Here is a 12,186-nt window from a genome sequence, read left to right on the forward strand (position 1 = left end):
GCAGTAGACCGATATCTCCGGTTCGACGCACATGCGCCCAACCGCATCGTAGGAGGACACGACAGATGAGCGCACCCACATTCCACAAGGCTCAGGACTCACTTCTCACACCGGGTCAGGTAGCCGCGCTTTTTCACGTCGACCCCAAGACAGTGACACGCTGGGCACACGCCGGCCGCCTCGGATCGCTCCGCACTCCGGGCGGGCACCGTCGATTCCGCGAGACCGAGGTCATGCAACTTCTGACCTCTCTGACGACGGAAGCCGGCGCACACCGCTGATTCGCGAGTCCCCGAGAGCGATCCATCCGCAGTATCCGCACCCGTACGAACTCATCGAACATTCTCAGGAATCTTCGTCGCTCGACGGGTGCGGAGGCGGTTGCATCACGGCTACCCTCGTAGTAGGAGGTGCGTCGTGATCTATCTATTGGCGTTGATCGGCTTGGTGGCAGTCATCGTGCTGTTCTGGAAGGCATTCGGACCCAGCACGCAGGCTCCACCCTCCCGCACTGTCGGACCCGATGACGATCCCGATTTTCTGTGGCGAATCAACCGTGAAGCTCGCCGCGGAGGGAAAGACGGGACCGAGGCCGGCACCGAACCCAGCGAATAGGGTCCGGTAGTTCTCAGTTGCGGTGGGCAGCGGTGGGTGCGTCAGGGAATCCTGCCGCTACCGCCGCCGCGACTTCCAACAGTGCCTTTCGCGTGCGCCCACGAAGACGATCGAGTTCGATTTCCGCCCCCTCCTCGAGATGCGGGTCGAACGGGATGGTCCGCACACGGGCGCACCGTTGCTCGAAGTGTTCGACAACTTTCTGCAGGTCGACCTTTCCGGCTCGGGGCCGAACCCCGTTGACCACCGCAACCGACGTGGCGACCAGCTCGCGGTAGCCGTGCGCATCGAGCCAATCCAAGGTTGCCGACGCGCTCCGCACGCCGTCCACCGACCCCGAACTGACTACCACCAGCGTGTCGGCTCCCTCGAGAATGCTCTCCATGGCCGAGTGCATCAGACCGGTGCCGCAGTCCGTGATGACGATGCTGTAGAACTTCTCCAACAGCGATACCGCGCGATCGTAATCCTCACCGCTGAATGCCTCCGACGCCGCCGGATCCGAATCGGATGCCAACACCTCCAGTCGATGCACGTTCTGCGACGTGTAGGCCCTGACGTCGCTGTAGCGGTCCAGAGACTCTATGTCGCGCAACAAATTACGAACGGTGGCAGTCGTCTCGGGCGGCACCTTCTGCCCCAGCGTTCCGCGATCGGGGTTGGCATCGATCGCGATCACCCGATCACCTCGAATCTCGGCGAACGTCGAGCCGAGGGTGGCCGTCGTCGTGGTCTTGCCGACGCCCCCCTTCAGCGACAGCACCGCGACGCGATGGCACCCGACCAGAGGACGGTCCACCTGCGCGGTCAACACCAGGCGTCGCTGCTGGGCGGCACTGTTACCGACATCCACACGACCGCCCGACATCAGATACAGCGCCCGACGCCACCCTGCCACCGGCGGCACAGTCCCTGATCGGACGAGCAACGAACTGCCGAGATCGAGCGACGACACCGGCTGCTCCCCCGACCGACTCGGGTCAATGGCCGGTACCGCTCCCGGCGCGACCACCACCGCGTCGCCCGGGCCTTGCCTGAGCTGCTGAGGCTGACTCGGATGCGGCAGATTCTGATGCGGCTGAGTCTGATGCTGCGGCTGGGGCCATTGGCCGGGCTGAGGTCCCCATTGATTCTGGGGGTTCCACTGATTCTGGGGATTCCATTGGCCCTCCGGCGCCAACTGCCCATGCGGGCCGCCTTGATTCTGCGGAGCCCAATAGTTCTGCTGCCCAGCCTGATTCTGCGGCCCACCGAAATTCTGCGGAGCCCAGTGGTTCTGAGGAGCCCAGTTCTGAGGCACCGGATTCTGAGGCACCGGATTCTGAGGCACTTGGTTCCGAGGCGGGGTCGGTCCCGATGCGACGGGCGGCGTGTGTGAAGGAGTTGGCTTCACGGTCGACGCCACAGGAGGCTTCGGCGGTTCGACGGGTTTCGCCGTTGCGGTCTTGTCCAGCGCGGTCGAGTTCGCGGCGACCACGGCATCTTCGCCTTCTACCGGTCCAGACCCGTCCTTCGGTTGGGTAGGGCGCGGCGCAGAAACCGGTGGCGGTGTGGGCACCGCCTCGGGCTGCGGCGCGGGCGGGTTGTCGATGCTCTCGGGCGGCATGGTGATGGGGGTCGATCGAAAGGGCTCCCGCGGCGGTGCGGGTGTGGCCTCGGTCGCCGCTGCGACAACGACCGGCTCGGATTCAGTGGGCGGCGCTACATGTTCTTCTGGCACGTCGTCGTCCAGTGGCCGGACGGGTTGCCAGTTGTTCTCGTGCCGATCGGCCATGACCGATTCCCCCCAGTTTGCGTCCCACATCGAAGATCCGAGCTCGGATGTGTCCCCCATCGAGCCGGATCGGACGCTACCAGCTGGACGGCAGGAGTGGAGCCTGCGGAACGACCCGAAGATCCAGCGTGGAGCTTGTGGAACGACCGAAGGTCAGTTCAGTCCCGCGTAGCTGTGCAGTCCCGAGACCACCATGTTGATGATGAAGAGGTTGAAGAGCATGGCGGTGAATCCGGCGATGTTGATCCAGGCGGCGCGGGTGTTGCGCCATCCGGAGGTGGCGCGGGCGTGCAGGTAGGCGGCGTAGATGATCCAGGTGATGAACGACATCGTCTCTTTGGGGTCCCAGCCCCAGAAACGTCCCCAGGCGGCTTCGGCCCAGATTGCGCCGAGGATGACGCCGGCTCCGAAGAGCGGGAAGGCGACGATGGTCGTCTTGTAGGCGAGTCGGTCGAGGGCCTGGGCGTCCGGCAGCTTGGAGGCGAATTTGCCCCAGAAACCGACGCTTTCCTCTCCCAGGGGCTGCTTGATGCGCAGCAGGAACAGCAGGGACGCGACACCGGAGACCAGCAGGATGCCACTGCCGACGCTGACGATGGTGACGTGGATGGGCAGCCAGTACGAGCGCAGCGCGGGGACGACCGGTGCGGCGTCGGCGTAGAGCTTGGTGGCGGCGAAGAACATCAGCACGATGATCGGCGCGAGGACGAACACGAGCATCGGGCGCATCGTCTTCTTGCGCAGCACGATCACCGAGGTGAGGGCAGCGGCTGCGGTCGCCATGGTGACGAACTCGTACATGTTGCCGAGCGGGAATCGGTGGGTGGCGAAGCCGCGGAGCACCACCGAGGCGACGTGCAGTGCGAGGGCAGGGGCGAGCAACGCGAAGCCCATGCCTGCGAGTCGATCGGAGAGCGGTCGCTTCGGCGTTTCGGCGACGCGACCCGGTCGGCTGTCGGCAACGGGGGCACCGGCACCGACGAGTTCCTTGGCCTGGACGGCCGTCGCCTTGGCGGAGGCGTACTGGGCGATGAGCAGGACGAATGCGAGCACGTAGATGGTGAACGCTGATTCGAAGGACCAGTCGCTGTACTGCGAGAGGGTCTCGTTGATCGGCATCGGTCAGTTCTCCTGTTTCGAGGTATCGCCGAGCAGGCGGGTGCACAGGCGGTCGAACTCTTCGCCCCACCCCGCCTGATCGGTGCGTGCAAGTCCGCCGAGGTCTACTACAGTACGTCGTGACTGCGCGTCGGCGGTGAGCCGGACCCAGATTCTGCGACGCTTGATCACCAGTGAGACGAGCAGTCCGCCCATCATCGTCAGTGCGAAGACGAGCACCCAGGTCTGAGCCGGGTCGTGCGAGACCTGAAGGTTGACGAATTCTTCCGCTCCGTCGAACGTGACGACCGTTCCGTCGCTGAGCGTCGCGGACTCTCCCGGCATCAGGTTGACGCGGTCCTGTTTGACCAACCTGCCCTGGGCGATCATTTCCTGATCGAGCGAGAAGATCGACTGCGGCAGTCCGGTGTCGAGTCCGGTGTCGCCCTTGTAGATGTCGATGGCGACGGCGGGGTCGTTCATGGCCGGGAAGCTCGACGACAGCAGGCTGCCGTGGAACGACGCCGTCGGCGCGAACAGTCCCTCGATGGCGATCTGGTTCTGCCGCCGATCCAGGGGGTCGGGATACAGGCCGCCGGGCGGGTCGACGCGCAGCACTCCGCTGGAGAGGAAGGTCGTGGCGTCCGTCGGCTGCCATTGGATGGTGTCGGTGCGGGTTTCCCCGTTCGGGAACGTCACGGTGAAGGTGGGTGCGTAGCCGTGGCCCTGCAGGTAGACGCGGTCTCCTGCGACGCGCAACGGGTGGTTGACCTGCAGTTGGTCGTCGCGCCAGACGTTGTTCGCGAGATCCTGGCCTGCCTGATACTCGATGTTGGAGGTGAACATCTCGGCCTGGCCGGTGTCGAGGTAGTCGGCTGTGAAGTCCTTGACGCGCACGCACAGTGGTTCGAGGTCGGTGCCGTCGACGAGGTTGCCTGCGCGGAACGAGTCGTAGTTGGCCGGGGTCGAGGTGCAGAACCCTGGGCCGTCGTCGGCGATCACGATGCGGTTGCCTTCGTAGCCGAGCAGCTTGCCCATGGCGATGGCGGCGAGCAGCCCGACGAGCGAGAGGTGGAAGACGAGGTTGCCGAGTTCACGGACGTAGCCCTTCTCCGCCGACAGCGTCACTGCTCCGCCGTCCTCGCTTCGCTGGGCGACGCGCCAGCCGCGCAACTGGGTGCGCACCTGCGCCGCCATCTCCTCCGGCGTTCCGTCGACCTCGTAGCGGCTGTGGTGCGGCAGGCGGGAGAGGTTGCGGGGCGCGCGAACGGGCTTGGTGCGCAACTGCTTCGCGTGCTCGATGCAGCGCGGCAGGATGCAGCCGATCAGCGAGACGAACAGCAGCGCGTAGATCGCGGTGAACCAGAAGCTGCCGAACACGTCGAACAGTTCGAGCCTGTCCATGATCGGGCCGAGGGTCGGGCGGTTGGCGATGTACTCGTCGACTTTGCCCGCGTTGAGGCTGCGCTGCGGCACCAGGGCACCGGGCACAGCGGCGAAGGCCAGCAGGAACAGCAGCACGAGCGCGGTTCGCATGCTGGTCAGGCCGCGCCAGGTGTTGCGGACCAGGGCCGCTGCCCGGCCGAGCGGAGACTGCTTGCGAGGAGCCCCGGTGCGCTCTTCGAGGTCGGCGGTCATATCGGCAACACCACATCGGAGACGAAGGCGTCGCGCACCCAACCGACGAACTGATCCCAGGCACCGGTGACCAGTGCGATTCCTACTGCTATCAACATGATTCCGCCGAACACCTGTATCTGTCGTGCATGTGTACGTAGCCAGCCGACGCCTCGCAGCGCGCTGACCGAACCGAACGCGAGGATCACGAACGGTAAGCCGAGACCGAGGCAGTACGCCACGATGAGGACGACGCCGCGCGCTGCCGTCGTACCGTCGGTACCTGCGGCCAAAGAGATGACGCCTGCGAGCGTCGGCCCCAGGCACGGAGTCCATCCGAGTGCGAAGACACCGCCGAGCAGCGGAGCTCCGGCCAGTGAACCGATCTGCCTCGGCTCGAAGCGCACATCGCGCTGCAGGGCCGGAATCAGTCCGACGAACACCAGGCCCATGGCGATGGTGACGACGCCGCCGATCCGCATGAGCAGTTCGCGGTTGATCGCCAGCACGGAGATCGCTCCGAACACCGATGCGGTGGCGAGAACGAATACGACGGTGAATCCGAGGACGAACAGACCCGCCGCTCCGGCCACGCGCAACCGGCCGCTGCGCACCTTCGTCTTCACAGCCGCTTCGTCGGCGCTGACGGCCGGGGCGTCGGCCCCGACGACTCCGGCGAGGTACGAGAGGTATCCGGGCACCAGGGGCACCACGCACGGCGACGCGAAGGAGACGAGCCCGGCCAGCACGCAGGCTCCAAGGGCCAGGATCAATGGCCCGGAGGCCGCGGCCTCCTGGAAACTCGCGCCGATCCCGGCCAAGTAGGTCGTGTCTCCCACTGTCGCTGTCACTGCTGCACTGGCTCCTCGGCTGCCACGCGTTCGACGACGGGCTGCAGGTCCTCGGCGAGCAGCTCACGCAAGAACACTGCCGCGACGCGATGCTGCCTGTCGAGCACGACGGTCGTCGGAATGACGGAGGTGGGGACGCCGCCGAGCGCGTTCAGGGTGCGCATCGGTGGGTCGTAGATCGAGGCGTAGCTCACGTTGTTGCTGACGACGAAGTCCTGTGCGGCGGTCTGCGACTCGTCGCGCACGTTGATGCCGAGGAACTCGACGCCGAGGGACTTGGTGGCCTCGTAGACGTCTTCCAGGTCGTCGGCCTCACCGCGGCACGGACCGCACCACTGACCCCAGACGTTGAGAACGACGACGTCACCGTCGTAGTCGGACAACGAGGTCGTCTTGCCTTCGGTCATCAGATCCGGCCCGGACAGTTCGCCGATGGTGCCGCGCTCGCTGGGCTCGTAGAAGATGTCGGTTTTGCCGCCGGGTGAGACGAACTGAAAGGTGCCACCCTGCGCCACTGCGTCGGTGCCGGTCGAGCAGCCTGCGACAAGAGCGATCGCAGACGCTGCACAGACGGCGAAGAAGAATCTACGCACCGGAGATCCTCGGATCGGATGCTCCTGCGGGCTCGGAGTAGACGAGGTCCACGAGCTGATCCCCCTCGTAGACGAGCGAGGTCAGCGACGCGAGTCCGCATTGACGATTGCGCGGGTCGTGCCAGAGCCGGTCGCCCTGCAGGAATCGGCGCAGTGTCCACACCGGGAGCTGGTGGCTGACGCAGACGGCCTCGTGCCCGACGGCTTCGACGCGGGCCGCGTTGACGGCGGCGAGCATGCGGTGTGCGATCTGCAGGTACGGCTCGCCCCAGGAGGGGGTGAACGGGTCGCGCAGCTTCCACCAGTGCCGGGGTCGGCGCAGGGCACCGTCGCCGACGGCCACGCGCAGGCCCTCGAACTCGTTGCCTGCTTCGATGAGGTTCTCGTCCTCGGCGATCGTCAGGCCGTGGGCCGCTGCGATCGGCGCGGCGGTCTCCTGCGCACGCAACAACGGCGATGCCACGACGTGGGTGATGTCGTGGCCGGCGAGCGCGTCCGCGACGGACCTGGCCTGCGACTGGCCGGTCACCGACAGCTTGAAGCCCGGCAACCGCCCGTAGAGGATGCCCTTGGGGTTGTGCACCTCGCCGTGCCGGAGGACGTGCACGATGGTGCGCGTCGTCGAGTGCGGATGTGTTGCGGGGGCCTCGGTCACGTCGGGGTCCTGTTTCTCGCTAGTGGGGAGGAAATCAGTTCGGGGCTGCTGCTGCGGCGGCGGCCTTGGCGGCAGCCGGAGCCGCGTCGGCGATGATCTCGAAGGCTCGGTCGTCGAGGGCCGCGGAGACGAACCAGGCCTCGAATGCGCTCGGCGGCGGGTACACGCCGCGAGAGAGGAAGGAGTGGAAGAACGCCGGGTATCGCCACGTCTGCGCGGCCTTGGCCTGCGCGTAGTCGGTGACGGGTCCATCGGCGAAGAACACACTCACCATAGTGCCCGCGAACTGCACGTGATGGGTGACGCCTTCGGCGGTGAGGGCGTCGCCGAGCAGTGTTCCGAGTCGCTGCGAGTTGGTCTGCAGCTTCTCGTAGACGGCTGCGTCGGCCAGTTGCAGGCTCGTCAGTCCGGCAGCGACGGCGACGGGGTTACCGCTGAGCGTCCCCGCCTGGTACACCGGTCCGGCGGGCGCGAGGTAGGCCATCACGTCCGCTCGACCGCCGAATGCGGCGGCCGGCAATCCGCCGGACATGACCTTGCCGAAGGTGTAGAGGTCCCCTGCGATTCCGTCGATGCCGTACCAACCGGAGGCACTGACCCGGAATCCGGTCATCACCTCGTCCATGATCAGCAGTGCGCCGTGCTCGGTCGCGAGGCGGCGCAGTCCCTCGTTGAAGCCGGTGACCGGCGGAATCGCTCCCATGTTGCCTGCGGCTGCCTCGGTGATGATGCACGCGATCCGGCCCGGGTTGGCCTCGAAGGCCGCGGTGACGGCGGCGAGGTCGTTGTAGGGAACGACGATGGTGTCCGACGCCTGTGCGCCGGTGACGCCGGGGGAGGTCGGCAGTCCGAGAGTGGCGAGCCCGGAGCCCGCGTCGGCCAGTAGGGCGTCGACGTGGCCGTGGTAGCAACCGGAGAACTTGACGATCTTGGTGCGGCCGGTGAAGCCGCGGGCCAGGCGCACCGCGCTCATGGTGGCCTCTGTGCCCGAATTCACAAGACGAACCTGGTCGACGGGGCCGACGCGACGCACGATTTCCTCGGCGAGTTCGATTTCGCGGAGCGTGGGTGCACCGAACGACAGCCCGGTCGAGGCTGCCTTCTGGACGGCCTCGACGATGGCCGGGTGGGCGTGTCCGTGGATCATCGGGCCCCAGGACGAGATGAGGTCGACGTACGACTTTCCGTCGGCGTCGGTCATCGTGTATCCGCTGGCCTGCGTGATGAAGCGGGGCGTTCCGCCGACCGACGCGAATGCACGTACCGGCGAATTGACGCCGCCGGGAATGACCGCGCTCGCGCGGGCGAAGAGTTGGGCCGATACGGGGGCGTCGTTGCCGGGGGAAACAGTCACGTCTTCCAGTGTCCCAGGTTCGGCGAAATCACCAACTACAGGGCGTAATAATGCGGTCGACGCCGGCCTCAGTCGTCGTCGGTTTTCTTGTCCTCGGGCATGAACACCATCGCGACCAGGATGATGCCCCAGATGCCGAGGGGCCACAGAGGCCAGTAGGAGGTCGGCTCGCCGTCGGAGATCCATTGAACGGCCCAAATTCCGTTCATGACGATGGCACCACCGAACCACCAGCGCCACTCGTCCAGATACTCACGCCACTCGCTCGTCGTACGATCGACATCCGTCGCCGTCGATTTATCGGGGGCCGGCAAGTCGCGCACGACCTCGGCCAAGTCACCGCGAGTCGTCGACGCCCACACCGCGTCGAGCCTTTGTTCGTACTCGACCAACGTCAAGCGGCCCTCGCTCATCGCCAGGCCGAGTGTGGTCACGACGGCCTCACGTTCGTCGTTGCTCACGCGCAGGTCGGGCTGATTGTTCTTGTCGAGGTTCTTTCCCATGCGCAGCCTCCCGGTACCCGTGTCCGTTTTGTCACCTTAACGGTTGAGCGAGCTACACACCGGGTAGTTGGTTTCGATGACGAACACCGATAGAACGAACACCGACAGTGCCGGGGACGGCGTCACCAAGGTGGCCGAACTGATGTCCGAAGCCGGGCTCTGCATGTTCACCACCGTCGGCCGAGACGGCCACCTCATCTCGCGCCCGATGGCGCTGCAGGAAGCCGAGTTCGACGGCGACCTGTGGTTTTTCGCCGCCCAGGACTCCCGCAAGGTGCGCGACATCGCCGCGAACCCGACGGTCAATGTCTCGTTCCAGTCCGGTGAGGGCTGGGTGTCGCTGTCCGGTACGGCCGCCGTGGTCGAGAACACCACCAAGGCCGAGGAACTGTGGAACACCCGGGCGGCCGCGTGGTTCGAGAAGAACCCCGATTCGCGCGAGGTCGCCTTGATCCACGTGGCCGCCGAGGGAGCCGAGTACTGGTCCACCCCCGGGTCGAAGGTGTCGAACCTGTTGGCCTACGCCAAAGCGAAGATCACCAACGAGCGACCGGACCTCGGCGAGCACGAGGTCGTCGAACTGGAGCTACCGCACAATTCGACCGACTAGTTCTGCTGGAGCCGGGCCGCCGGCAGCAGCTTCGCGTTGTCAGTTCGTGCGGTGGTGTCCGTTGTCCCTGCGTGGGTCGACAGTGTCGCGAACCTTTTCCCCGGTGCTACGCGGGTCGGTGCTCGTGTGCGCGGCGGCATCATGAGCAGCGGCGTTTCGTGTCCCGGAGTTGTGCTGGGCCGGGTAGGTCTCGTCGATGTCTGCCCCGCTGTGGTGCGCCTGCTCGTGATCGTCGAGCCGGCCGTTGTTGTCCGTGTGTGCGGCGTTGGTACCCGACCGATGATCGACGTCCGGATCGAGTTCGTTCGCGCGAGCGAACTCGGCGTCCAGCTCATCGCGCGACTGCGCCGCAACACCCTGATGAGAGTGAGCCTGCTGCGCAAGCTTGTCGGCCTCGGCCGCTTTGACATCTGCTTCGGCCTGGGCCCGGCGCGCCTTGGCCTCGCTCTCCCTGGCCAGCAGTTCGCGCTCTTCGACGATTGCGGCCTCGTCGGCCGCCTTTTCGCGAATCTCGTTCGCTTCCAGCCTCTTGCGTTCCTTGCCCTTGCGTGCAACGACCACGGCGATGGCGAGGACCAACAGAACGACTACTACTGCAACGATGATCCATACGGTGGTGCTCATTGGCGGACTCCCATGTTCTCTACTGCCGGACCGGCAGTAGATCTATGCCGGGTACCCGAGTAAAGAGTCGACAAACTCACCGAAGGCACCGACGGCCAGGGCTTCGAAGGCCTGCGGTTCGAGCAGACCTGCTCCTTCCGGGATGCACGCGGTCAGCCCGATCCCCGTCACGAGTGGCAACTCGTCGCGGTTGACCCGAGCGGCCAGGCTCGGTGCGGCGGGCCACGACCCGATCACCAGACCTGTGCATTCGACGCCGGCGGCCCGCGCTGCCGCAACGGTCAGAGCGCTGTGGTTGAGCGTTCCCAGCTCCGCACCGGCCACGATCACGATCGGCGCAGACACGGCCCCGGCGATGTCGAGCACGGTGAACCCTCCTGCGCCCAGACGCACCGCGACTCCGCCCGCACCTTCGACCAGCACGAGGTCGTGGGCCGCGTCGAGCGCGCGCACAGCGTCGACCACAGCGTCGAGTTCGAGCATCGGCCTGCCAGATCGGCGGGCCGCGACGTCCGGGGCCAGCGGCTCGGGGTACCGTGCCAGCTCCACTCCCCGGACACCCGAAAGTCGTTGCACCACATCGATATCGGCTTCGTCCGGGTAGTCGCCTCCGACGCCGGTCTGCGCCGGCTTGCACACCGCGACGGACCGCCCGCCTGCCCGTGCTGCCGCCGCGAGTGCGGCGGTGATCACGGTCTTGCCGACGCCGGTCGACGTTCCGGTCACCAGCAGAACCGTCATCGCAGAACCGCCGCATTCAACACCGCCGCGAGGACCGACGCGGCGCGGTCGACATCGGCGTCGGTGAGATCGGCGCGCGCGGTCAGTCGGAGTCGAGATCCGTCGGCCGGAACCGACGGTGGCCGGAAGCATCCGACGCGAACACCGAGCTCGAGGCAGTCCCCCGCCGCGCGCACTGCCCGCTGCGCGTCGCCCAGGACCACCGGAACCACCGCCGATTCGGTCGGTTCGACGCCCGCTGCGGCAGCCAGTTGTGTTGCTCGCACGCCGATGGAGTGCACCCGGTCGGGTTCGGCGCGCAGGACGGTCAGCGCGGCCGATGCCGCGCCGACGGAGGCAGGAGCGAGGCCGGTGTCGAACACGAACGTGCGCGCACCGTGCAGCACCTGCGTGCGAACCGCTGCCGGCCCGAGCACCACTCCACCCTGTGATCCGAGGGCCTTGGACAGCGTTGCGGTGATCACCAGGTCGGGCGCTCCGGCGAGGCCTGCTTCGTGGACGGCTCCGCGGCCGCCGTGCCCGCGTACGCCCAATCCGTGCGCTTCGTCGACGACGAGCACCGCGTTCCGTCTCCGGCACACCGCGTACAGCTCGGTCAGTGGCGCGAGATCGCCGTCGGCGCTGAACACCGAGTCGGTCACCACGAGGGCCCGCTGTTCGGCACGCTCCCGCAACAGCTCGTCGACGTGGCCGGTGTCGCAATGCCGAGCGACGGCCACCCGTGCCCGCGACAGGCGGCAGGCATCGATGAGCGAGGCGTGCGACGCGGCGTCGGAGATCACCAGCGCGTCTCGGCCCGCCAGCGCCGTCACGATTCCGAGGTTGGCGGTGTAGCCGGAGGAGAACACCAGTCCGGCCTCTGCTCCGACGAACTCCGCGAGTTCGTCCTCGAGGCGCTCGTGTGCCGTCGTCGTGCCGGTGACCAGCCGTGATCCCGTGGATCCGCCACCCCACCGGCGCGCAGCAGCGCAGGCTCCGTCGATGACGGCCGGATGCCTGGATAGGCCGAGGTAGTCGTTCGACGCCAGATCGAGGATCGCGTCCTCGGCGGTGCGGGCGATCACGTTGCGCTCGAGGCCGGCCGCGCGTCGGGCGTGCGCGGTGGCGTCGAGCCAATCCAGAGCGGTCATGGCAGCGACCATACTTGAACG

General features: G+C 66.7%; 14 protein-coding genes. 3 read left to right on the plus strand and 11 right to left on the minus strand.

What is annotated here, in order from left to right; all coding sequences use genetic code 11:
• Window positions 1-65: 65 nt before the first annotated feature.
• On the plus strand, window positions 66-281 hold the full coding sequence (locus tag AB0366_RS05270) for a BldC family transcriptional regulator (protein ID WP_121873449.1): 216 nt from the start codon (window positions 66-68) through the stop codon (window positions 279-281).
• Between the two features lie 136 nt (window positions 282-417).
• Window positions 418-615, plus strand: a complete 198-nt coding sequence (locus tag AB0366_RS05275; protein ID WP_366243010.1) for a hypothetical protein — start codon at window positions 418-420, stop codon at window positions 613-615.
• Window positions 616-628: 13 nt separating this feature from the next.
• On the opposite strand, the gene AB0366_RS05280 is transcribed toward AB0366_RS05275, so the two are convergent.
• The 8 genes from AB0366_RS05280 to AB0366_RS05315 all read right to left on the minus strand — a co-directional run bounded on the left by AB0366_RS05280 (window position 629) and on the right by AB0366_RS05315 (window position 9,060).
• Entirely contained in the window at window positions 629-1,945 is a 1,317-nt protein-coding gene (locus tag AB0366_RS05280; RefSeq protein WP_366243779.1) for a MinD/ParA family protein, read from the minus strand.
• Window positions 1,946-2,542: 597 nt separating this feature from the next.
• The gene (gene ccsB / locus AB0366_RS05285; protein WP_149406669.1) at window positions 2,543-3,508 is read right to left on the minus strand and encodes a c-type cytochrome biogenesis protein CcsB; all 966 of its coding nucleotides are present in this window, start codon (window positions 3,506-3,508) and stop codon (window positions 2,543-2,545) included.
• Between the two features lie 3 nt (window positions 3,509-3,511).
• A complete protein-coding gene (locus tag AB0366_RS05290; RefSeq protein WP_366243011.1) occupies window positions 3,512-5,125 on the minus strand; it encodes a cytochrome c biogenesis protein ResB in 1,614 nt (537 codons plus the stop codon).
• Window positions 5,122-5,955 carry a cytochrome c biogenesis CcdA family protein gene (locus tag AB0366_RS05295; RefSeq protein ID WP_366243012.1) on the minus strand — a complete coding sequence of 278 codons (834 nt, stop codon included), beginning with the start codon at window positions 5,953-5,955 and terminating at the stop codon, window positions 5,122-5,124. Before AB0366_RS05295 ends, AB0366_RS05290 begins: the two co-directional genes overlap by 4 nt.
• Window positions 5,952-6,548: a TlpA disulfide reductase family protein gene (locus AB0366_RS05300; protein WP_149406667.1), complete on the minus strand. Its 597-nt coding sequence runs from the start codon at window positions 6,546-6,548 to the stop codon at window positions 5,952-5,954. The genes AB0366_RS05295 and AB0366_RS05300 overlap by 4 nt, the downstream gene beginning before the upstream one ends.
• The gene (locus tag AB0366_RS05305; protein WP_128646641.1) at window positions 6,541-7,203 is read right to left on the minus strand and encodes a histidine phosphatase family protein; all 663 of its coding nucleotides are present in this window, start codon (window positions 7,201-7,203) and stop codon (window positions 6,541-6,543) included. The genes AB0366_RS05300 and AB0366_RS05305 overlap by 8 nt, the downstream gene beginning before the upstream one ends.
• Before the next feature lie 34 nt (window positions 7,204-7,237).
• Window positions 7,238-8,557: a glutamate-1-semialdehyde 2,1-aminomutase gene (gene hemL, locus AB0366_RS05310; protein ID WP_366243013.1), complete on the minus strand. Its 1,320-nt coding sequence runs from the start codon at window positions 8,555-8,557 to the stop codon at window positions 7,238-7,240.
• Window positions 8,558-8,625: 68 nt separating this feature from the next.
• Window positions 8,626-9,060, minus strand: a complete 435-nt coding sequence (locus AB0366_RS05315; protein WP_366243014.1) for a DUF1707 domain-containing protein — start codon at window positions 9,058-9,060, stop codon at window positions 8,626-8,628.
• Between the two features lie 76 nt (window positions 9,061-9,136).
• On the opposite strand from AB0366_RS05315, the gene AB0366_RS05320 reads away from it, so the two are divergent.
• Window positions 9,137-9,670 (plus strand): pyridoxamine 5'-phosphate oxidase family protein, encoded by a 534-nt coding sequence (locus AB0366_RS05320; RefSeq protein ID WP_128646635.1) that lies wholly within the window; start codon window positions 9,137-9,139, stop codon window positions 9,668-9,670.
• Between the two features lie 39 nt (window positions 9,671-9,709).
• Here the strand turns inward: AB0366_RS05320 and AB0366_RS05325 are convergent, their stop codons facing one another.
• Genes AB0366_RS05325 through AB0366_RS05335 form a run of 3 tightly spaced genes read right to left on the minus strand, consistent with a single transcriptional unit; the run spans window position 9,710 to window position 12,177 of the window.
• Complete coding sequence (locus AB0366_RS05325; protein ID WP_366243015.1) at window positions 9,710-10,294, minus strand: hypothetical protein; 585 nt, start codon at window positions 10,292-10,294, stop codon at window positions 9,710-9,712.
• 42 nt (window positions 10,295-10,336) lie between these two features.
• Window positions 10,337-11,035, minus strand: a complete 699-nt coding sequence (gene bioD / locus AB0366_RS05330; protein WP_366243016.1) for a dethiobiotin synthase — start codon at window positions 11,033-11,035, stop codon at window positions 10,337-10,339.
• The gene (locus AB0366_RS05335) at window positions 11,032-12,177 is read right to left on the minus strand and encodes an 8-amino-7-oxononanoate synthase (RefSeq protein WP_366243017.1); all 1,146 of its coding nucleotides are present in this window, start codon (window positions 12,175-12,177) and stop codon (window positions 11,032-11,034) included. The genes bioD and AB0366_RS05335 overlap by 4 nt, the downstream gene beginning before the upstream one ends.
• Window positions 12,178-12,186: the final 9 nt, after the last annotated feature.

It is taken from the genome of Rhodococcus sp. NPDC076796 (genome assembly GCF_040702765.1).
Lineage (GTDB): Bacteria > Actinomycetota > Actinomycetes > Mycobacteriales > Mycobacteriaceae > Rhodococcoides.